Source organism: Mycobacterium sp. Root265, assembly GCF_001428895.1.
GTDB lineage: Bacteria > Actinomycetota > Actinomycetes > Mycobacteriales > Mycobacteriaceae > Mycobacterium.
This window is the reverse complement of sequence record NZ_LMJA01000031.1, coordinates 39,071-60,956: the sequence shown is the minus strand read 5'-3', so window position 1 is coordinate 60,956 and position 21,886 is coordinate 39,071. Positions and strand designations below refer to the sequence as shown.

Annotated in this window: 16 protein-coding genes; 10 read left to right on the top strand and 6 right to left on the bottom strand. The window is 69.0% G+C overall.

What is annotated here, in order from left to right; all coding sequences use genetic code 11:
* Window positions 1-4: 4 nt before the first annotated feature.
* Together ASE48_RS32340 and ASE48_RS32900 are read right to left on the bottom strand one after the other, a co-directional pair.
* Window positions 5-7,453 carry a non-ribosomal peptide synthetase/type I polyketide synthase gene (locus tag ASE48_RS32340; RefSeq protein ID WP_162264273.1) on the bottom strand — a complete coding sequence of 2,483 codons (7,449 nt, stop codon included), beginning with the start codon at window positions 7,451-7,453 and terminating at the stop codon, window positions 5-7.
* Complete coding sequence (locus tag ASE48_RS32900) at window positions 7,450-8,331, bottom strand: methyltransferase domain-containing protein (RefSeq protein ID WP_156409386.1); 882 nt, start codon at window positions 8,329-8,331, stop codon at window positions 7,450-7,452. Before ASE48_RS32900 ends, ASE48_RS32340 begins: the two co-directional genes overlap by 4 nt.
* Before the next feature lie 170 nt (window positions 8,332-8,501).
* On the opposite strand from ASE48_RS32900, the gene hemL reads away from it, so the two are divergent.
* Genes hemL through ASE48_RS26070 form a run of 7 tightly spaced genes read left to right on the top strand, consistent with a single transcriptional unit; the run spans window position 8,502 to window position 15,339 of the window.
* Entirely contained in the window at window positions 8,502-9,812 is a 1,311-nt protein-coding gene (hemL, locus tag ASE48_RS26100; protein ID WP_057170094.1) for a glutamate-1-semialdehyde 2,1-aminomutase, read from the top strand.
* Between the two features lie 23 nt (window positions 9,813-9,835).
* Complete coding sequence (locus ASE48_RS26095; protein ID WP_057170093.1) at window positions 9,836-10,423, top strand: histidine phosphatase family protein; 588 nt, start codon at window positions 9,836-9,838, stop codon at window positions 10,421-10,423.
* A 23-nt stretch (window positions 10,424-10,446) separates the two neighbouring features.
* Window positions 10,447-11,007, top strand: coding sequence for a TlpA disulfide reductase family protein (locus tag ASE48_RS26090; protein WP_057170666.1), 561 nt, complete (start codon window positions 10,447-10,449; stop codon window positions 11,005-11,007).
* The gene (locus ASE48_RS26085; RefSeq protein ID WP_442928766.1) at window positions 11,004-11,735 is read left to right on the top strand and encodes a cytochrome c biogenesis CcdA family protein; all 732 of its coding nucleotides are present in this window, start codon (window positions 11,004-11,006) and stop codon (window positions 11,733-11,735) included. The genes ASE48_RS26090 and ASE48_RS26085 overlap by 4 nt, the downstream gene beginning before the upstream one ends.
* On the top strand, window positions 11,732-13,294 hold the full coding sequence (gene resB, locus ASE48_RS26080) for a cytochrome c biogenesis protein ResB (RefSeq protein WP_057170092.1): 1,563 nt from the start codon (window positions 11,732-11,734) through the stop codon (window positions 13,292-13,294). The genes ASE48_RS26085 and resB overlap by 4 nt, the downstream gene beginning before the upstream one ends.
* The gene (ccsB, locus tag ASE48_RS26075; RefSeq protein ID WP_057170091.1) at window positions 13,291-14,256 is read left to right on the top strand and encodes a c-type cytochrome biogenesis protein CcsB; all 966 of its coding nucleotides are present in this window, start codon (window positions 13,291-13,293) and stop codon (window positions 14,254-14,256) included. The genes resB and ccsB overlap by 4 nt, the downstream gene beginning before the upstream one ends.
* A gap of 3 nt (window positions 14,257-14,259) precedes the next feature.
* The gene (locus tag ASE48_RS26070) at window positions 14,260-15,339 is read left to right on the top strand and encodes a MinD/ParA family ATP-binding protein (protein WP_057170090.1); all 1,080 of its coding nucleotides are present in this window, start codon (window positions 14,260-14,262) and stop codon (window positions 15,337-15,339) included.
* On the opposite strand, the gene ASE48_RS33240 is transcribed toward ASE48_RS26070, so the two are convergent.
* On the bottom strand, window positions 15,340-15,501 hold the full coding sequence (locus tag ASE48_RS33240) for a hypothetical protein (protein ID WP_200962272.1): 162 nt from the start codon (window positions 15,499-15,501) through the stop codon (window positions 15,340-15,342).
* Window positions 15,502-15,580: 79 nt separating this feature from the next.
* Here ASE48_RS33240 and ASE48_RS26065 point away from each other — a divergent pair, with 79 nt between their 5' ends.
* Window positions 15,581-15,853, top strand: a complete 273-nt coding sequence (locus ASE48_RS26065; protein WP_200962288.1) for a DUF4229 domain-containing protein — start codon at window positions 15,581-15,583, stop codon at window positions 15,851-15,853.
* On the opposite strand, the gene ASE48_RS26060 is transcribed toward ASE48_RS26065, so the two are convergent.
* Window positions 15,850-17,055 (bottom strand): MFS transporter, encoded by a 1,206-nt coding sequence (locus ASE48_RS26060; RefSeq protein ID WP_057170088.1) that lies wholly within the window; start codon window positions 17,053-17,055, stop codon window positions 15,850-15,852. The genes ASE48_RS26065 and ASE48_RS26060 overlap by 4 nt on opposite strands.
* Before the next feature lie 79 nt (window positions 17,056-17,134).
* On the opposite strand from ASE48_RS26060, the gene ASE48_RS26055 reads away from it, so the two are divergent.
* Window positions 17,135-19,366: a S9 family peptidase gene (locus ASE48_RS26055; protein WP_057170664.1), complete on the top strand. Its 2,232-nt coding sequence runs from the start codon at window positions 17,135-17,137 to the stop codon at window positions 19,364-19,366.
* Here the strand turns inward: ASE48_RS26055 and ASE48_RS26050 are convergent.
* Complete coding sequence (locus tag ASE48_RS26050) at window positions 19,346-20,086, bottom strand: helix-turn-helix domain-containing protein (RefSeq protein WP_057170087.1); 741 nt, start codon at window positions 20,084-20,086, stop codon at window positions 19,346-19,348. The genes ASE48_RS26055 and ASE48_RS26050 overlap by 21 nt on opposite strands.
* A 63-nt stretch (window positions 20,087-20,149) precedes the next feature.
* Here ASE48_RS26050 and ASE48_RS26045 point away from each other — a divergent pair, with 63 nt between their 5' ends.
* Window positions 20,150-20,836 carry a DUF3159 domain-containing protein gene (locus tag ASE48_RS26045; protein WP_057170086.1) on the top strand — a complete coding sequence of 229 codons (687 nt, stop codon included), beginning with the start codon at window positions 20,150-20,152 and terminating at the stop codon, window positions 20,834-20,836.
* A 79-nt stretch (window positions 20,837-20,915) separates the two neighbouring features.
* Here ASE48_RS26045 and ASE48_RS26040 read toward each other — a convergent pair whose 3' ends face one another.
* Window positions 20,916-21,785, bottom strand: a complete 870-nt coding sequence (locus ASE48_RS26040; RefSeq protein WP_057170663.1) for a 1,4-dihydroxy-2-naphthoate polyprenyltransferase — start codon at window positions 21,783-21,785, stop codon at window positions 20,916-20,918.
* Between the last annotated feature and the right edge of the window lie 101 nt (window positions 21,786-21,886).

Sequence of the window (21,886 nt, the reverse complement as noted above, 5' to 3'; positions counted from 1 at the left end):
GATTCTAGAGCTCTCCGACGGTCGCCGCGGGGTTGCTGCAGACATTGCGCAGCAGATTCTCGAACTGCGCCAGCAGATTCCGGATCAGCCTCCCGCTGTACAGGGCGGTGCGGTAACTCGCCTCCAACACCATGGCCGACCCGCTGTCGACGACGTTGATGAACAGTTCGAACGTCTCGGCCTGCCGCACCAGGGTCTCGTAGCCGACGGTCAGCCCGGTATGCCGGATGTCGTCGTCACGCACGTCGATGTTGAACACCACGCTGACCAGGGGCGGGCGGTTGCCGACCCGGGTCAGGTTGAGCTGCTCGGTCAGTGTGCCCACGCTGACGCCCTGGTGGTCGTAGGCGTCCAGCAGGGCGCCTCGGGTGCCCCGCAGGGCGTCGGTGAAGCTGTCGGCGCCGTCGATCTGCAGACGCAGGGGCAGCAGGTTCACGCAGTGCCCCACCAGCCTGCCCTGATCGTGGAAGGACTGACCGGCCGCGGCCAGCCCGATCACCAGATCGTCCTGCCCGGTTCGCTGCTGCAGCAGACCGGCGAACCCGGTCAGCATGGTGGCCACCAGGCTGGCGCCGTGCGCGCTGCCCACGGTGCGCAACCGGCTCACCAGATCGGCATCCAGCGGTAGGTCCACCCGGGCCGCGGACAGGTCACTGTCGTCACCGCCGGGCCGGTCGCCCGGAATCTGCGGTGGCGCAGGCACCTCGCGCAGCTGCTTGAGCCAGTAGTCCTGGTGCAGCCGGCCGGTACGGGACTGCAGGAAGTGATGCTCGACGGCGCTGTAGTCGGCGTATCGCGGTGCGGCGGGCAACGCCGCGTCGCGTCCCTCCACCCGTGCCGAATACAGCGCGGCCAGCTCGCTCAGCGCGACCGCACCCGACCAGCCGTCGCACACCGCGTGATGGGTCACGAACAGCAGCTTGTGGTGCTCGGCGCCCAGTCGCACCAACCGGAACCGCACCAGCGGCCCGTTGCGCAGATCGAAGCGGCTGCTCATCTCGTGGTCGTGGATCTGGGCCAGCGAGGCGGCCCGGGCCGCCTCGTCGAGTCCGCTCAGGTCGTGCACCGGCAGGTCGAGTTCGACGGTCGTGTCGATCACCAGGGACCGGCCGTCGCGGGAGAACCGGGCGCGCAGCGACTCATGCCGGTCCAGCAGGGTCTGCAGGCCGTGCCGCAGTGCCTGCTCGTCGAGGCGCCCGGCCAGGTCCAGGCTCAGACCTTCGTTGTAGGCGACGCTGTTGTTGCCGACGAAGCGGGCGGCCAGCCAGACCTCACGCTGGGATTCGGTGCTGGGCAAAGTGATCGTCGTGCCGTCCGCGCTGACGGTCGCGCCGAACAGTTCCGCCGTCGGCGTCACATCGTCGAAGAAGCCGCCCTGCTTCATCTGCGCGATGGCGTAGGCGAACGCATCGACGATGAACTGCACCTCGGCCGGACCGTGCTCGGTGGTCAGATAGTTCGGCCGGGCATCCCAGGCGTTCACCCCGGCTTCGCGCAGGAAGTAGTAGAACAGTTCGCCGAAGGCGAGTTCCTGGGTCCACTCCGGCTTCATCAGCGACCCGAACCGGCCGATGTGCATGGGCACACCCTCGGAACGGAACAGCGCGTTGAGGCGGTCCACCATGTCCGCGGCGGTGGCATTGACCCGGTCCTGTAGGCCCGGATTGTCCTTCATGTGCTTGAGGGTGGCGTGCACGACGGCCATCGTGAGCGGGTGGCGCACGAAGGTGCCCGCGAAGTAGGTGACTCCCACCTCGGGCATCGAGTCGTCCCCGAACTGCCAGCTGCCACCGTCGAGGGCGTCCATGAACCGGGCGGTGCCCGCCAGTGCACCGACCGGCAGCCCGGCACCGAAAACTTTGCCGTAGCAACCGATATCGGCCTTCACACCCCACACACCCTGGGCGCCTGCCCAGTGCACGCGGAAACCGCACACCACTTCGTCCATGATCAGTGCGGTGCCGCTCTCATCGCAGATCCGGCGCACCTCGCGTACATAGTCGGCGGGCTGCAGATCGGGCTTGCGGGACTGCACGGGTTCGATGAGCACGGCCGCCAGCTCGTGGGCCCGTTCACGCAGCACCGCAAGCGATTCCGCGGTGCCGTATTCCAGGACGATGGTGTTGGCCACGCTCTCCGGCGGGACGCCGGGCGCGGCGGGCACGGTCCGGCCGCTCGGTGTGCTGCGGACCAGGACCTCATCGGTGATGCCGTGGTAGTCACCCTCGTGCTGCACGATGAGGTTGCGCCCGGTGACGGTGCGGGCCAGCCGGATCGCGGCCAGCACCGCCTCGGAACCGGTGTTGCAGAAGGCGACCCGCTCATGGCCGGTCATTTCCCCGAACAGCTTGGCGCATTCACCGGCGATGGGGTTCTGCGGGCCGATGATGATGTCGCGCTCGATCTGCCGTTGCACCGCGTCCACCACGAAATCCGGTCGATGGCCGAAGAACACCGAGCCGAAGCCGTTGGTGATGTCGACATAGTCGTTGCCGTCGATATCGGTGAACCGCGGGCCCTTCGAGGTCTCCGACACGATCGGGTAGACCAGGTCCTTCCACAACGGCCGGAACCCGGACACCGCACGCGGATCCGCCAGGTGCGGACGATGCTCGTCGGCGTAGGCACGGCTGCGCGTGGTCCGCGCGGTGTAGCGGGCGACGAAATCGTCGAGCGCGGCCCGCTGCCGCGGCGTCAACGACTCGTCGGCGGTCTTGCTGATGCGGGCTCCCGCACCGAAGACCTTGGGCTTCTGCGGATCTGCGCCGCCGGCGTCGAGTTCCAGCAGGTGCGCCGCCAGCCCGGCCGGGGTGGTGAACTCCTCCAGCAGTTGGCGAAACCGCAGCGAGACCGAGCGCCGCTGGTTGACCTGGGTGGTGATCTGGGTCAGCAGCAGGGAATCGAACCCCATCTCCAGGAAGGAGCGGTGATCGTCATCGGGGCCGATGTCGACACCGGCCACCTCGGCGAACAATGTCCGCACGAAGGTGGTCATCCGGTCCGCCGGGTCGGCCTCGATGTCTTGCTGAGGTGCCTCTGTTTCCGGTGCCGGGGCGGCGGCGGTGACGGGCAGCGCTCCGGCCGGGGTGAGCCAGTGTCGGGTCTTGGCGAACGGGTAGGTCGGCAGGCTGACCCGGAGCCGGGTCTCGCCGGCGTGCACCCGGCGGGCATCGGTGTCCACCCCACACAGGAACAGCCGGCCCACCGCGGCGGCGACGTGCTCGGCATCGTCGGCGTCGGCGGCACCGGCATGGGGGAGTGAAGCCACCGCGGTGACCCCGCACTGGCGGGCACTGGTGGTGAGGTTCTGACCGGGACCGCATTCCAGCAACACGACGCCGGGATGTTCGGCGACGTGGCGCAGGGCAGGCGCGAAACGCACCGCGTGACGTAACTGCTGCGCCCAGTAATTCGGGTCCTGGGCCTGCTCGTCGGTGATCGGCAGCCCGGACAGGCTGGAGTAGAACGGCAGCGACGGCGCGGTGCGCGGATACTGCGCGACCACCCGGGTGAACGCATCGACGATCGGATCCATCATCGGTGAGTGGAAGGCGTGACTGGTGTGCAGCGCGGTGGTGGGCACCCCCGCGGACTCCAGTTGAGCCCGTACCTCGTCGAGTTCACCATGCGGGCCGGACAGCACGGTCAGCTTCGGCGAGTTGACACCGGCAACGGCGACCGACCCGCGCACGTACCGGCCGGCGTCCTGTTCGGACAGCCGCACCGCGAGCATCCCGCCCGCCGGCATCGACTGCATCAGCCGGGCGCGTTCGGCGAGGATCAGCAGCGCATGCTCGAGCTCGAACACACCGGCCAGGGTGGCGGCCACGAACTCGCCGACGCTGTGCCCGATCATGGTGTGCGGCTTCAATCCCCAGCTCATCCACAGCTTGGCGGTGGCGTAGCTGATGGTGAAGATGGCCGGCTGGGCCAGCTGGGTGTCGCGCAGTGCATCGGCGGAATCGGCGTCGAAGAGCACATCGCGCAGATCGACGTTCAGCGCTGGCAGCAGGATGTCGGCGCACTGGTTGACCGCGCTGCGGAACACGCTCTCGGTCTCGTAGAGCCGGCGTCCCATCCCGGTGTGCTGGGCGCCCTGGCCGGGAAAACCGAACACCAGGTGCGGGCGCCCCTGCGGATCACGTCCGGTGACAACGCTTTCCGGGTCCGCGAGCCGGGTGGCGGCCTGCCCGTGGGTCCGGGCCACCACCGCGGCCCGGTACTGGTGCCGGTTGCGGCCCACATCGAGTGTGTAAGCGATATCGGCGAGCGAATCCGCGGAGCCGGTCAGCACCCGGGCCAGGTCGTCGATCTGGGTCTGCAGCGCCTCGGCGCTGCGCGCCGACAGGCGCAGCACCTGCCACTCCCGGCGGGCCGGGGTGGACGCCTGGACCGGGCCCTGCTCCAGGATGGCGTGGAAATTGGTGCCGCCGAAACCGAACGAGGACAGCGCGCCTCGGCGCGGACCGTCGGGCGCCCAGCTGGTGCGGGTGTCGTTGACGAAGAACGGCGAGGACTCGAAGGCGCAGTCCGGGTTGGGCTTCTCGAAGTTCAGGGTGGCCGGGCGTTCGCCGTGGCGCAGCATCAGGGCCAGCTTGATCGCGCCGGTCATGGCCGCTGCGGCATCGAGGTGCCCGATGTTGGTCTTCACGCTGCCGATCGCACAGAACCCGGTGTCCTCGGTGTCCTCCCGCCAGGACTGGGTGATGGCGGCCACCTCGATGGGGTCGCCGAGCGGGGTGCCGGTGCCGTGGGCCTCCAGCACGCCGATGCTGCGGGCGTTGATACCGGAACGGTCCAGCGCGGTACGCACCACGTCCCGCTGCCCGGCGATGCTGGGCGCGGTGAAACTGGCACGCTCACCGCCGTCGTTGTTCAGGGCGGTGGCGCGGATGACGGCGTGGATGGTGTGGCCGTCGGCAATCGCGTCGTCGAGGCGCCGCAACACGACACACGCGCCGCCGCCGGTGAGCACCATGCCGCTGGCATCGGCATCGAACGCGCGTACCCGCCCGTCGGCGCTGAGCGCCCCGCCGGGAATGTGCTCGTGCCCGTGGCGGTACTGCCAGGGCAGCGACGCGCCGCCGGCCAGCGCCACATCGCAGTCGTCGGCCAGCAACGCCTGACAGGCCAGGTGCAGCGCGGCGCCACTGGACGAGCACGCCGTCTGCACGCTCATCGCGGGCCCGGTCAGTCCCAGCTTGTAGGCGATGCGGGTGGCGGCGTAATCCTTGTCATTGCCGACCAGTGCGTAGCCCAGGCCGTAATCGCCGGTCTGATCGTGCGGCAACACGTTGCGGGTGAGGTAGCTGTTGGCGGCCACACCGGCGTAGATGCCGGCGCGCAGCGTGCTGGTGGCGGTGGCCAGCCCGGCGTCCTCGAAGGCGGCCACCGCGGTCTGCAGCAGCAGGCGCTGCTGCGGGTCTATCCGTTCGGCCTCGTGCGGGGTGTAGCCGAAGAAGGTGTGGTCGAAGGTTTCCGAGTCGGCGACCCAGCCGCTGACCGGCACCTGCCCGGGCAGGTCCGGGTTGAACTCCAGCACTTCCAGCGAGTCCACCCCGTCGAGCAGGTTGCGCCAGAACGTCGCTACGTCGGCGGCACCGGGCACCCTGGCCGCCATGCCGACGATCGCGATGTGTTCGCCTGTGCGGCGGTGCCGCGGGGCGCGCGGCACGGGCGCGGCGGCCGGTTCGGGCCGCGCCAGCCTGGCGGCCACCCCGGCGATCGTCGGCTTCTCGAAGAACTCGGTGATCGTCAGTGCCGCACCGACTTCGGCGTTGACCCGGGTCACCAGCCGGGTGGCCAGCAGCGAGTTGCCGCCCAGTTCGAAGAACGGGTCCTCGGCACCGGCGCCGGGGAACCCGAGGAGGTCTTCCCAGATGGCGGTCAGCGTGCGTTCCAGCGCATCGGCCGGCGGCCGGTACGCGGTGCCCAGTGCGGGGCGCCCCAGCACCGGTGCGGGCAGCGCCTTGCGGTCCACCTTGAAGCTGGCGTTGACCGGGAAGGTGTCCATGAAGGTGTAGCTGGCCGGGACCATGAAGTCGGGAAGATCATGCGCCAGTACGGCATTGAGTGCGGTTCGGTCCCGCGCACCCTCGGAGGAGGTGCGCAGGTATGCCGCCACGAAGCGTTCCCCGTCCGGTCGGGACGGCGCGGTCACCACGCTCTCCAGTACACCGGGGATGCGGTTGAGGGCCTGTTCGATCTCGCCGAGTTCGACCCGGTGACCGCGGATCTTGACCTGGTGGTCCATCCGGCCGTGATAGAGCAACACCCCGTCGGCGCGCCGGCTGACCAGATCGCCGGTGCGGTAGAGCGTGTCACCGCCCAGCGGGTCGGCGACGAACGCGGCCGCGGTCTGCTCGGGCAGGTTGCGGTACCCGGCGCCCACGCAGACACCTTGCACGCACAGCTCGCCCTTTTCGCCGTGGGTGACCAGGCGCAGGTCACGGTCGCGGACGGTGAGCACGATATTGGGCAGGGCGTCACCGAGCGGGCAGTCACCGCCGGTGCTGATATCGGCGTCGGTGACCTCGTGGGCGGCGATGGTGTCGGCGCACTCGGTGGGCCCGTAGCCGTTGAACAGCGCGGGCCGGGTATCGGCGTGGGTCAGCCAGTTTCGGAACCGGTCCAGGCGCAGCGCCTCGCCCAGGATCAGCAGCCGTCGCACGCCGGCCATCTGCGCGTAGGTCGCCGCACTGCCGTCCTCGATGAGGCCGAGCAGACCGGTCGGCGTGTGATTGAGGGTGTTGACGCTGAAGTCGACGATGGCGGCGCGGATACGCGGCGGGTCGTAGACGGGGGAGTCGTAGAGCACCACGGTGCCCCCGGCCAGCAGTGGTGAGCAGATCGCCTTGCTGGTGATGTCGAAGCCGATGGAGGTCGCCACCAGTGCGCGGGTCTGCGGGCCGACGCCGAAACCGTCGATCATCCAGCGGTTGACGTTGACCGCGCCGCGCTGAAAGTTCAGGGTGCCCTTGGGTTTTCCGGTGGATCCAGAGGTGTAGATGGAGTACACCAGGTCATCGGCGCTGCCCGCCGGTGGGTTGGTGTCGTGGCCGGCATCGTCATCGCGCAGCTGTACCACCCGGGTGCCGGCTTGAATGCCCATGGCGCGCAGGCCCTCCGCGTCACGGTCGGTGACCAGTGCGAACGGTTGGGCGTCGGCCAAGATCCCGTCGATGCGGGCGGCGGGGTAGGTCGGGTCCAGCGGTATGTAGTAGCCGCGAGCCTTCAGGATGCCCATCAGCGCGATCGGCAACAGCGGGGTGCGGTCGCACAGGAAGGCCACTCCGGTGCCCGGCGTCAGCCCGGCGTCGATCAGTCGGTGCGCCAGCCCGTTGGCCCGGGCGTTGAACTCGGCGTAGGTCAGCGACCTGTCGCGGTGGGCGATCGCCTCGGCGTCCGGGGTGCGGGCGACCTGCTGCGCGAACAGATCCTGGATGGTGCTCACGCGGCAGCCTTTCGCGCAGAAATGGTGAGGAAGCGCATGCCCGCCACTTCGGTCTCGTACTGCTCGACGACGTCCCAGCCGGCCCGGGTGAGTAGGTGCGGGTGGTTGTGGCAGAAGCTGAACTCGTTGCCGTGCGGACGCGAGCGGGTTTCGGTGCTCAGGTCGTAGCCGGTGTAGACCGGTTCGGTGAGCAGCCACCAGCCGCCGCGCTGCGCGGTGATCCGGTAGAGCTCGGTGACCCTCTCCTCGGGCAGGTACTCCAGCACGCCGGCATTGGAGAAGTACGTCCAGTCGGCGCCGGTGTTCGCGTCGATCCAGGACACCGCGTCGGCGGCGACGAATCCCAGCCGGTCCTCGTGCTGCCAGCGGCGGGCGTTGGTGCGGGTCGCCTCGGCGTTGATGTCGACGCCGACGAAGCGGCCGATCTCGGGGAGTTGCCGGCTGAGGTACTCCAGGGCCAGGCCGTTGCCGCTGCCGATCTCGCAGAGCGCGGGGCAGGACCGGGTACTCAGCTCGCGGCGCAGGAACTCCAACGGGCGGGCGTGCTCGCGCAGGAACCACTCCTGGAAACGCTCGGCGATGTCGGGGTCTGCGCTGAACCGCGCGCCACCGGGTCCAGCCCAGAAGCGCTGGTGCAGGGCGCTGAGCGCCGGCCAGTCGGCGGGCGTGGCGCGGCTGGTCCAGCCGGCCAGCATCAGCCGATCGGCCAGCGTGAAGGTTGCGGGATCGCCCTGATCGAGCAGCTGCCGGCCGTAGCGCGGGCGCAGCGTGAGCAGGGTGCGCCCCAGGCTGACCTTGACCGCTTTGCGCCAGCCCTGTTCCGGCAATCCGAACGGATATCGGATCGCGGCCTGGCTCACAGGTAGCTGATCGGTCACAAGAATTTTCCTAACGACGCATATTCAGGATGATTATCCGCTAAATCAGGCATTTTGCCCGAACATGGGAGTTTGCGATAGTGGAGTGTGGGATTTGCCACGTCTACGGCGGATCTGTTCCACTACACCCTGTAGTTGCTGAGTTGGCATTGACTGGAACACTGGGGGTCATGAGCAGTACCGGTTCATCCGTTTCGGCCTCCGCGAAGTTGTTCGCCGACGCGTCATCGGTGATCCCCGGCGGGGTGAACTCGCCGGTGCGGGCCTTCAGCGCCGTCGGCGGGACCCCGCGCTTCATCACCTCGGCCAACGGCTATTGGCTGACCGACGCCGACGGCAACCGCTACGTGGACCTGGTGTGCTCCTGGGGACCGATGATCCTCGGGCACGCATACCCGGGCGTCGTCGAGGCGGTGCAGCGCGTCGCCGCCGACGGGCTGTCCTTCGGCGCCCCGACGCCGGCCGAGACCGAACTGGCCCGCGAGATCATCGACCGCGTCGCGCCCGTCGAGCGCATCCGCTTCGTCAACTCGGGTACCGAGGCCACCATGAGCGCCATCAGGTTGGCGCGCGGATTCACCGGGCGCCCCAAGATCATCAAGTTCTCCGGCTGCTATCACGGTCACAGCGACGCGCTGCTCGCCGACGCCGGATCCGGTGTGGCGACCCTGGGCCTGCCGTCCTCGCCCGGGGTCACCGGCGCCGCCGCCGCCGACACCATCGTGTTGCCCTACAACGACGTCGCCGCCGTCGAGGAGGCGTTCGCCACGCACGGCGAACAGATCGCGTGTGTCATCACCGAGGCCAGCCCGGGCAACATGGGCACCGTGGCGCCGCTGCCGGGTTACAACGCGGCGCTGCGCCGGATCACCGCCGAGCACGAGGCCCTGCTGATCATGGACGAGGTGATGACCGGATTCCGGGTCAGCCGGTCCGGTTGGTACGGCCTGGATCCCGTCGACGCCGATCTGTTCACCTTCGGCAAGGTGATGAGCGGCGGCCTGCCTGCTGCGGCGTTCGGTGGCCGCGCCGAGGTGATGGAGAAGCTCGCCCCGCTCGGCCCGGTGTATCAGGCGGGCACGCTGTCGGGGAACCCGGTGGCCATGGCGGCCGGTCTGGCCACGCTGCGCGCCGCCGACGACACCGTCTACGCCACCCTCGATGCCAACGCCGACCGGCTCGGCGCGCTGATCACCGGCGCCCTCACCGAGGCCTCGGTCGCGCACCGGGTATCGCGCGCCGGGAACTTCCTGACGGTCTTCTTCGGCGACAGTGAGCCGACGAACTTCGCCACCGCCAAGGCCACCGAGACCTGGCGCTACCCCGCGTTCTTCCACGCGCTGCTGGACGCCGGCATCTATCCGCCGTGCAGCGCCTTCGAAACCTGGTTCGTCTCGACCGCCCTCGACGATGACGCCTTCGACCGGATCGCCGCGGCCCTGCCGCACGCGGCGCGCGCGGCCGCCGAGGCGACGCGGTGACGACACGTACGACGGTCCATGTCATGCGCCATGGCGAGGTACACAACCCGGAGAAGGTGCTCTACGGCCGGCTGCCCGGCTACAACCTGTCCGACCGCGGCCGGCTGCAGGCCCAGTCCGCGGCGGATTGGTTGGCGCCCAAGGACATCACCTATGTGGTGGCTTCCCCGCTGGAGCGCGCCCAGCAGACCGCGGCGCCGATCGCCGCGGTGCACGGGTTGGACATCGACACCGACGACGACCTGATCGAATCGTGGAACGACTTCGAGGGCAAGCGCGTGGCACCCGGGGACGGCGCCCTGCGCGACCCGCGCAACTGGCCGCGCCTGCGCAACCCGCGCAAACCGACCTGGGGTGAGCACTATGACGACATCGCGCCGCGGATGATCGCCGCGCTGCACCGCGCGCGGGAGAAGGCGGCCGGCCACGAGGCGGTCTGCGTCAGCCATCAGCTGCCGGTGGAGACGCTGCGCCGGGCGATGACGGGCCGCAAGCTGCCGCATCTACCGCTCCCGCACAGCCGGTTGTGCAACCTGGCGTCCATCACCTCGTTCACCTTCGACGATGACCGCCTCGTCCGCTGGGGTTACACGGAGCCCTGGGGCATCTAGTGAAGTGGTTTGTCGCCCTGGCGATGTCGCTGGCGGTCGTGGTGTCCGGGTGCAGTACCGGTGACGACGCCGTCGCTCAGGGCGGCACCTTCGAGTTCGTCGCGCCCGGTGGCAAGACCGACATCTTTTACGATCCGCCCGAATCTCGCGGTGTGCCAGGGAAATTGGCGGGCCCGGACCTGATGGACCCGGAGCGGACGCTGGCGCTCTCGGATTTCGCGGGCAAGGTCGTGGTCATCAACGTGTGGGGACAGTGGTGTGGGCCCTGCCGCGCCGAGATCGGTGAGTTGCAGCGGGTCCACGAACAGACCAAGGACCTGGGCGTGCAGTTCCTGGGAATCGATGTGCGCGACAACAACCGGGATGCCGCGGTCGATTTCGTCACCGACCGCAATGTCACCTTCCCGTCGATCTACGACCCGTCGATGCGCACCATGATCGCGTTCGGCGGCAAGTACCCGACCACCGTCATCCCCTCCACACTGGTGCTGGATCGTCAGCACCGGGTGGCCGCGGTGTTCCTGCGCGAGCTACTGGCCACGGATCTGAAACCGGTGGTCGAACGGCTGGCTGCAGAACAGTGACCGATCTGATCACGGGTGGACCGCTGTTGCTGGCGGTCGGGCTGAGCATGCTGGCCGGGCTGGTGTCCTTCGCCTCACCGTGCGTGGTGCCGCTGGTGCCCGGCTACCTGTCCTACCTTGCCGCGATCTCCGGCGGGGACAGCCGCTTCCGGGTGGCCGGCGCGGCCGGCCTGTTCGTCGCGGGATTCACCGTGGTGTTCGTACTCGGCAGCGTCGCGGTCCTCGGCATGACGACGGCGTTGATCACCAATCAGGAACTGCTGCAACGCATCGGCGGCGTGGTCACCATCGCGATGGGTCTGGTGTTCATCGGCTTCATCCCGCTGCTGCAACGTGAGGCCCGATTCGCGCCGCGACAACTCTCGACGCTGGCCGGGGCGCCGCTGCTGGGTGCGGTGTTCGCGCTGGGCTGGACGCCGTGCCTGGGCCCGACACTGACCGCGGTGATCGCGGTGTCCTCGGCCACCGAGGGATCGGCGGTGGCCCGCGGCATCACCCTGGTGATCGCCTACTGCCTGGGCCTGGGTCTGCCGTTTGTGTTGCTGGCCTTCGGGTCGGCCCGGGCGGTGCGCGGGCTGGGCTGGCTGCGCGCCCACACCCGCGGTATCCAGATCTTCGGTGGCGTGCTGATGATCGCGGTCGGCATCGCACTGGTGACCGGACTCTGGGGTGATTTCGTGGCCTGGGTGCGCGACGCGTTCGTGTCGGATGTGAGGCTGCCGATATGAGGGCCTTCCGGAAAGTGTGGGCGCTGATCCGCAACACCTGGCGCACCCTGACCTCCATGGGCACCGCGCTGGTGCTGTTGTTCCTGCTCGCGCTGGCCGCCATCCCCGGAGCCCTGCTGCCGCAGCGCAGCCTCAACGCTGCCAAGGTCGACGAGTACCTGGCCCAACACCCGACCATCGGCCCGTGGCTGGACCGGGTGCAGGGCTTCGACGTCTTCTCCAGCTTCTGGTTCACCGCCATCTACGTGCTGCTGTTCATCTCGCTGGTCGGCTGCCTGACCCCGCGGCTCGCCGAGCACATCAAGAGCGTGCGCGCGGTGCCGGTCCCCGCGCCGCGCAACCTGTCCCGGCTGCCCAAACACCACGAGGCCGAGATACCCGGTGAGCCGGCGCAGTTGGCCGCGTCCATCGACGACCGGCTGAAGGGCTGGCGGCGCACCACGCGGGTGGACGACGGTGTCACCGAGATCTCGGCCGAGAAGGGCTATCTGCGCGAGTTCGGCAACATCGTCTTCCACTTCTCCCTGCTCGGCCTGCTGGTGGCCATCGCCGCCGGCAAGCTGTTCGGCTACGAGGGCAACGTCATCGTCATCGCCGACGGTGGACCCGGGTTCTGTTCGGCATCCCCGGCCGCCTTCGACTCGTTCCGGGCCGGCAACACCGTCGACGGCACCTCGCTGTACCCGATCTGTGTGAAGGTCAACGATTTCGACGCCGACTACCTGCCCAGCGGTCAGGCCGTCACCTTCGCCGCGAACATCGAATACCAGGCCGGCGCGGATCTGGAGAGCAACACCTGGAATGACTACCGCCTCGAGGTCAACCACCCGTTGCGCGTCGGCGGGGACCGGGTCTACCTGCAGGGCCACGGATACGCACCGACGTTCACCGTCACCTTCCCCGACGGACAGACCCGCACCAGCACGATGCAGTGGCGCCCCGACGATCCGATGACGCTGCTGTCCTCCGGAGTGATCCGGGTCGATCCGCCGGCGGGCACCTATCCCGATCCCGATGAGCGCCGCGAGCAACAGATCGCGATCCAGGGTCTGTTCGCCCCGACCGAATTCCTGCAGGGCACCCTGCTGTCCTCCAGCTTCCCGGCGCTGAACAAGCCGGCGGTGGCCATCGACATCTACCGCGGCGACGCCGGCCTGGACACCGGGCGCCCGCAGTCCATCTTCGACCTGGATCCCCGGCTGATCGGGCAGGGCCGCCTCAACAAGGAGGCCCGGGTCAACCTCAACGTGGGCGAGGAGAAACGCCTCGAGGACGGCACCACCGTCCGTTTCGACGGAGCCGTCCCGTTCATCAATCTGCAGGTGTCCCACGATCCCGCGCAGATCTGGGTGCTGGTGTTCTCACTGACCATGATGGCCGGTCTGGTGGTGTCGCTGGTGGTGCGACGCCGCCGCATCTGGGTTCGGATCACCCCCGCACCTGCGGGTACCGTGAGCGTCGAACTCGGGGGACTGGCCCGCACCGACAACTCCGGGTGGGGCGACGAGTTCGAGCGGTTGACGGACCGACTGCTCACAGACGGAGGTAAGCACGCGTGAACAGCACCGACATCGATATCGAGCTGGCCAGGTATTCGGACTGGGCCTTCACCTCGTCGGTGGTGGTCCTGGTGCTGGCGCTGCTGCTGCTGGCCGTCGAACTGGCGTACTCGCGCGGCCGCAAGGTCGAGGCCCGCGAACTGGTGGGCGCAGCCGTGGGTGCCGACAGCGCCACCCCCGGCATCGTCACCGATGCCCCGACCCGCACCGCCGATGAGCGCATCGGACGCGCGGGTGTCGCGTTGACCTACGTCGGTATCGCGCTGCTCGCGGCGTGCATCGTGCTGCGCGGTCTGGCGACCTCGCGGGTGCCGTGGGGCAACATGTACGAGTTCATCAACCTGACGTGCTTCTCCGGTTTGGTCGCCGCCGCTGTGGTGTTGCGCCGGCCGCAGTACCGCGGGCTGTGGGTCTTCGTGCTGCCGCCGGTGCTGGTCCTGCTGACCGTCTCGGGCAAGTGGCTCTACACCCATGCCGCGCCGGTGATGCCCGCTCTGCAGTCCTACTGGTTGCCGATCCACGTCTCGGTGGTCAGCCTCGGCTCGGGCGTCTTCTTGGTCGGCGGTGTGGCCAGTGTGCTGTTCCTGCTGAAGATGTCCCCGCTCGCCCAGCGGGACAACGGCTTCGGGCGGATGCTGCAACGCCTGCCGGATGCGCAGCTGCTGGACCGTATCGCCTACCGCACCACCATCTTCGCCTTCCCGGTGTTCGGGTTCGGTGTCATCTTCGGCGCCATCTGGGCCGAGGAGGCGTGGGGCCGGTACTGGGGCTGGGACCCCAAGGAGACGGTGTCGTTCATCGCATGGGTGGTGTACGCCGCGTACCTGCACGCCCGGTCGACCGCGGGCTGGCGCGACAAGAAGGCCGCCTGGATCAACGTCGTCGGGTTCATCGCGATGGTCTTCAACCTGTTCTTCATCAACCTGGTCACGGTGGGTCTGCACTCGTACGCGGGGGTCTGAGCCGTGCCGAGCTTCCGGGAGCAGAACCGCTTCGTCGATCCCTCGCTGGCGCTGCCGCCGGAGTGGACGGCGCCGACACCGCCGCACGGGTTCCCTGTTGTGCAGGGTGGGCCGAGCGCAGCGGATCTGCCGCCACAGACCAGCCCGGTCCCGCTGCCGGCGCCCTACCTCGATCTGTCCACCGTGGCGCTGCTCGGCCGGCCCAAACAGGCACCCTCGAAGGGTTGGCGTCGCTGGGTGTATCTCGGGTCGTTCAAGCTGCTCAACGTCGGTGAGAGCCCGAAGGTCACCAACCAGATCACCCTGCTCGAAGAGGTCGGCCGGCCGCTGCGTGGCTGCTACCGCATCGCGGTGCTGTCGCTGAAGGGCGGCGTCGGCAAGACGACGGTCACCGCGACGCTGGGGGCCACCTTCGCGTCCAGCCGGGGTGACCGGGTCATCGCGGTGGACGCCAACCCCGACCGCGGGACCCTGAGCCAGAAGGTGCCCCTGGAGACCCCGGCGACCGTGCGGCACCTGCTGCGCGACGCCGAGGGGATCGCCTCCTACAGCGATGTCCGGCGCTACACCTCGCAGGGCCCGAGCCGGCTGGAGGTGCTGGCTTCGGAATCCGATCCGGCGGTCTCCGAGGCATTCAGTTCACAGGACTACGCGCGGACCGTCGAACTGCTGGAGCGCTATTACAGCCTGGTGCTGACCGATTGCGGCACCGGGATGCTGCACTCGGCGATGGCCGCGGTGCTGTCGAAGGCCGATGTGCTGATCGTCGTCAGCTCCGGTTCGGTGGACGGGGCGCGCTCGGCATCGGCGACGCTGGACTGGCTGGACGCCCACGGCCATCAGGATCTGGTGCGCAATGCCGTCGCGGTGGTCAACGCGGTGCGTCCGCGCTCCGGCAAGGTCGATCTGCAGAAGGTCGTCGACCACTTCTCCCGGCGGTGCCGGGCGGTGCTTCAGGTGCCCTTCGACCCACACCTGGAGGAGGGCGCCGAGATCAGCCTGGAACGCCTGAAGCCGCCGACGCGTGAGGCGTTGCTGCGGCTGGCAGCGGTGGTTGCCGCGGGGTTCCCGAGCGCGAGCTGACTAGCTGCGCGGGTTGTCGCCGTCGCGGAGCCTGCGCAGGAAATCGGGATCGTCGTCCGGTCCGATGACGCGCGGCCTCGGGCGATTGGCCGAAGCGCGCACCAATCGGTAAGTCGCATATGCGAGCCCGGCCACGATCAGGGCCAGGAGTAAGTACTGCAAGCGAATAACCTCCTTGCTCCGAATATACGCGTTGCCTCGGTAGGCTCGGGCCGTGTCTGATTCTCGGCCGGGTCCCCGGATGCTGCGTGATGTCGGTGCCTACCTGTTCGCCCGGCTGGCGCTCGCCGCAGTCCTCACCGGGGTGATCATCGGCGCGGGACATCTCGTCGGGCTGCGCGAGTTCCCGGTCGTGGTCGCGGTGCTGTTCGCTCTGGTGCTGGCGTTGCCGCTGGGCATCTGGATCTTCGCGCCGCTGCGCCGGCGGGCCACCCTGAGCATCGCCGAGTTCGACGAGCGCCGCCGCAAGGACAAGGAAACCCTGCAGGCGCGGTTGCGCGGCGAGGACAGCTAACCGGCCGCCGGTTCGAGATCGGCCAGCGCCCGCGACGCCATCAGCGTGCCTGCGACGGCGAGCCAGATGACGAACACGGTGACACCGGCCGCGACCGGCGAGCCGAACTCCGCGATGACGCCTGCCATCCCGATGCCTGCCGGCGCGGCGACCTGCAGGCACGCGTTCTGCAGGCTCAGCACCCGGCCACGGACCCCGTCCGCAATGCGTTCGGCCTGCAACACCCCCAGGACGGCGCCGAGCACCGCGTTCGCGACGCCGAGGATCGCCGCCCCGGCGAACACCCACGCCGGCGAGATCAGCGTCGCCATCAACAGGAAGCCCACCGTCGTCCCGATCAACGCGGACGTCAACCAGAACGTCCTCGACATCCGCGTACCGACCGCGGCGAAGGTGGTGGTCCCCGCCAGCATCCCGAGGGCGAGTGCGGTCAGCACGAAACCGAGCAGGTCCGGCCGCCCGATGACGCTGAAGTACAGCGGCAGCACCAGGCCCTGCAGTCCGCCGAGGGTGACCGCCAGCCCCACCGTGAGCGTGACGGTACCGGTCAGGAACAGGCTGTTGCGCAGCGCCGCCGCGCCCGCCGCCAGCTGAGTCCACAGCGAGTCGCGGTCGGTGGTGACGGCGTCGACGCGACCGAGCCGGTGCGGCAGGGCCGTGGTGATCAGCGCGGCGGCGGCCGATGTCGCAGCCGTCACGAAAAGCACTGTGCTGCCGTCGAACAAGGACAGCAGTGTGCCCGCGGCGGCCGGCCCGATGACCAGTGCCATCGATGTCATGGACTGCCGCAGGCCGATCAGCCGCTCCAGCGACACCCCGGCGTGGCGGGCCACCGCGGGGACCATCACCTGCCGGGCGGTCATGCCCGGCACATCGCCGAAGGATCCGACGATGGCGAGCCCGACGAGCCAGCTGAGGCTGAGACCCCAGAGCAGATCGACCACCGGTATCGCGGCCACCGCGGCGGCCGAGACGATATCGGAGAGCATCGAGCAGGTCCGCCGGTTCACCCTGTCGATCAGCACGCCGGCGGCAAGTCCCACCAGCAGCGCGGGACCCGCGGTGGCCGCGGACACCGCGCCGACGCTGAGCGGACTCCCCGTCGTCTGCAGCACGATCAGCGGCAGCGCGACCGCCAGGATCCCGTTCCCGAGGAAACTCAGGAAGTGCGAGCTCAGGTAGGCGACGGCGATGAACGGCATGGCTCCAGGTAAGGCTGTGCCGTTGCGGCACGGTCAAGGCGGTTGACCATGCCGCTACGTCCGGGTGTCGTATGTGTCCGTGACCCGAATCCTCACCGACTCCGATTACGCACGCGCCGAGCAACTGCTCGCCCCCTACCGGGAGCGCAAGGTCCCGGGCAGCAGGCTGACGCCGCAGTGGCTTTCCGACGGCACACGGTTCTGGTACCAGGTCGGCACCCGTTACGTGATCGTCGATCCGGCCGCCGGTGGCCGCCGCGACGCGTTCGATCACGACCGATTGGCCGCGGCGCTCTCGGTGGCATCGGGACATGCGGTGAACGGCGACGATCTGTCGATCGCGGCGGTCGAGTTCCATGGCGATGCGGTGCGGTTCAACGCGCTCGAGCAGGCGTGGGAATGGTCGGACGGTCTGGGCCTGCGCAAGTCCGATCATGTGACGCCCCTGCCCGGTGAGGTGCCGTCCCCGGATGAGCAGTGGGTGGCGTCCAGTCGGGACGGCAACATCTGGGTCCGGCGGGCCGACGGTGGGCACGAGTTCGCGCTCACCGAGGATGCCGAACCGCACTTCGACTACGGCAGTCTGCCCGAGACCACCGGGGCGAAGGCTCTGATGCGCCTTCTCGGCCTGCCGGCCCCGCTCTTCTTCCACTGGTCACCGGACTCCACGCGAATCCTGGTGCAGCGCATCGATCAACGTGACCTGCCGGAGCTGGTGCTCATCGAATCCACGCCGCGCGACGGTGGCCGCCCGGTCGAGCACCGCACCCGCTACACGATGCCCGGTGAGGACGCGGTGGCCCAGATGACGTGGAACGTCCTCGACGTCACCGATCGTTCCGTGGTCCGGCAGCAGGATCCGCCGACGGCGATCATGCACAACACCGCGCTCGTCTACGCCTGGTGGACGGGAACAGATGCCGTGCACTTCCTGCACCATTCCCGCGACGCCCGCACCCTCGAGCTGCGCCGCCTCGACCCGGCGACGGGCGCCACGACCACCCTCATCACCGAGACCGGCGAAACCCGCGTCGACCCCACGGTGCAACTGGGGGACCCGCAGATGGTGCATGTGCTGGACTCCGGCGAGATCGTCTGGTGGTCGCAGCGCGACGGCTGGGGGCATCTGTATCTCTACTCGGCCGACGGACAACAGATCAGCCAGATCACCACCGGGCCGTGGCTTGTGCGCTCGCTGCTGTGGGTCGACGAGGAACGCCGGCAGGTGTGGTTCGTCGCGGGCGGTCTCGTCGCCGACGATCCGTACCTCCGGCAGATCTGCCGGATCGATCTCGACGGTTCCGGATTCACCCGGCTCACCGACGACCATCTCGACCACGACGCCGTGAGCCCACCCGAGGGTGGCTACATCGTCGACCGGGCATCGTCGTCGAGCGTGGCGCCCCGATCTGTTGTGCTCGACGCCGATGGGAAGGTCACCGTCGAGCTCGAGTCACCGGACACGGCGGCGCTGCAGGCACTTGGCTGGAGCCCACCCGAGCGCTTCCGCACGACCGCCGCGGACGGCAGGACACCGATCTACGGTCTGCTCTGGCGCCCACACGATTTCGACCCGGATCGGCGCTATCCGATCATCGAGCACATCTATCCGGGCCCGCAGATCTACCGGGCCGGACCATCGTTCGATCCGCCCCATCAGGGCGAACCGGAGGCCTTCGCAGCGCTCGGCTTCGCCGTCGTGGCGATCGACGGGCGCGGTAGCGCGGCGCGGGGCAAGGCATTTCAGGACCATTCCTACGGCGACCTCGGCAACGGTGGAGCCTTGGACGACCACGTCGCGGCGATCCGGGAACTCGGGCACCGATACCCGTGGCTGGACACCGGACGCGTCGGTATCACCGGCCAGTCCGCCGGCGCCTTTGCCGCCGCGCGTGCCGTCCTGATGTACCCCGAGGCCTACCACGTGGCGGTCGCGACATCGGGCAACCACGACAACAACATCAACCTCGCGATGTGGGCCGAGCACTACCACGGCGACCTCAGCGACGAAGGCAGGCGTGCCATCTCGAACGCCACGCTGGCCGGCAACCTCACCGGCAAGCTGCTGCTCATCCACGGTGAGCTCGATGACAACGCGCACCCGTACATGACGATGCGTCTCATCGACGCACTCATCAAGGCCGAAAAGGATTTCGACCTGATCATGATCCCGGGCGCCGAGCACGCGCTGATCGGTCGGCAGCACTATTTCCTGCGTCGCACCTGGGACTATTTCGTCCGGCACCTGCACGGCACCGAACCGCCGGGCCACCGGCTGGCGCCGCTGCCGCTACCGACCCTGGGCGGCTGAGGCGCGCAGAATCTCGCCGGCCCGGCGCAGCACGTCGAGCTGCGCCGGGTTGTAGAGATCGGCCATCGCGCCGCTGATCGTCTTGGTCGCGAAGCGTTCCCCGCGGGGGGCGTCGGACCGGGACTCGGCGAGTCCGGGATGAGCCTGGTTCACCGCCCGGATGTAGAGCGCCAGACGTTCCGCGAGGTCGTTCCGCGTCGGCTCATCGGCATCGGCGGGCAGGGTGTCGAATTCGGCCGACGCCGGGTCCTCGGGCGTCTCCCGCATCATGTCCGCATAGACCTGCATACCGCGGGGCCCCAGGACCCGGCTCAGCACGACGACGAGGGCACGATCGGCGTCGGTCATCTTGGCCGCCGCCTCCGGTGGCACGAAGTCGTGCGGCAGATCGGTCGGCGCCGAGTGCTCCAACAGCACGGCCAGTTCGTCCCGCGCCCGTTGCAGCCGCTCGATCGTCGCGGCCAGTTCGGCATCGAGCTCCCGCAGCGCCTGCTCGGGATGATCGTCGTCGTCGCCCAGCGCCGCGATCTGCGGCAGCGAGAACCCCAGGTCGACGAGTCGTTTGATGCGCACCAGCCGGACCAGGTGCGCCACGCTGTACTGCTTGTAGCCGTTGGAGCGCCGATCGGGCTCGGGGAGCAGGCCGATCTGGTGGTAGTGCCGGACGGCCCGCAGGCTGGTGCCGGCGAGTTCGGCGATTTCACGGGTACTCCAGGCCACCTGTCCATCTTGGCCCAGGCCCGGACTTGACTGTGCCGTTACGTCCGAGTGTGCGATGGCGCCATGAACAAAGCTGAACCGACTGTGCTGGAACGGGTGGGTGGCGTGTCCGGGCTGGTGCTCGCGAGCGTGCCCACCTTCGCCTATGTCATCGCCAACGCGATCGCCGGACTGGATGTGGCGGTGGTGGTGGCTGTCGCGGTCAGTGCCGCACTGATCGTGTTCCGGCTGGCGCGCAGGCAACCAATTCAGCCTGCCGTGTCCGGTCTGCTCGGCGTGGTCATCGCGGCGCTGATCGCCTACTACACCGGCTCGGCGGAAAACTACTTCCTGCCGGGCATCTGGATCAGCCTGGCCATGGCCGCCGCGTTCACGGTGTCCCTGCTGGCGCGCCGTCCGCTGGTCGGGGTGATCTGGAATCTGTTGCGCAGCAGCGGACCGGACCCGGCGTGGCGTGCCGACAGGTCCGTGCTGCGGGGTTTCGATATCGCGACGCTGGCGTTCGTGGCCCTGTTCGCGGCGCGGTTCGTGGTCCAGCAGTGGCTCTACGACGGTGGCCACACCGGCTGGTTGGCGTTCGCCCGGATCGGGATGGGCTATCCGCTGCTCGGGGTCGCGCTGTTGGTGGTCTTCTGGGCGGTCCGCCGGGCGAACCGGCGATCGGTCACAGTGGTCGAGGAGCGCGAGCCCGCACCCCCGACGACGCTGGCCCCGGCGGCAGTGCGGTCGGAGTGCTCAGGTCGAGATTGAGCTCACGGTCGTGATTCCGGTCAGTTCCGCAGAGATCGCGACCCTCAGGTCGATCTCGCAACGAGGGTTCCGGGGACGGTCAGCCCAGCGCCAGTGCCAGCGCGACCGCGATCGCCCACACCAGCATGGTGAGCCCGGTGTCGCGCAGCACCGGAATCAGTTCGCGGCCGCCGAGTCCGCGCCGCACCGGTCCGGCCGCCCGCACGGCCAGCGGCAGGGCAACCAGCCCCACCGCGGTCCAGGGCGTGGCCAGCATGAGCACCAGGGTCAACGCGAAGGCCACCGCCAGCAGGCCGACGTAGAGGATCCGGGTCTTCGCATCGCCGAGGCGCACGGCCAGCGTGATCTTGCCGGAGTCGGTGTCGGTGGGGATGTCTCGTAAGTTGTTGGCCACCAGCACCGCCGAGGACAACGAGCCCATCGCGACCGCCATGGCCAGGCCCACCCAGTCCACCCGCAGCGCCTGGGTGTACTGCGTGCCCAGCACCGCGACCAGACCGAAGAACACGAAGACCGCGACCTCGCCGAGCCCGCGGTAGCCGTACGGTTTGGACCCGCCGGTGTAGAGCCAGGCGGCCGCGATGCAGGCGCCGCCGATGGCGATCAGCCAGGGCTGGCTCACGATCGCCAGCGCCAGCCCCGCTCCGGCACCCACCACCAGACTCACCAGCGCCGCGGTCAGCACCGCGCGCGGAGAGGCCACCTTGGAACCGACCAGCCGCAGTGGTCCGCTGCGGACATCGTCGGTGCCCCGGATCCCGTCGGAGTAGTCGTTGGCGTAGTTCACCCCGACGATCAGGGCCAGCGAGACCACCAGCGCGAGTAGCGCCTTCCACCACACGGCCTCGCCGAGCCACGCCGCCGCGCCGGTGCCGGCGATGACGGGCGCGACCGCATTCGGGAGGGTGCGCGGGCGGGCGCCCTCTATCCATTGCGCAAAGCTAGCCACGCGCGCCATCGTTGCACGTGCGCACCGGGGCGGGGGAACAACCTGCCTGAGCAGGCGTGACGCGGCGCACCTTGTCACATCGGGTGGTCGGCATGAGACTG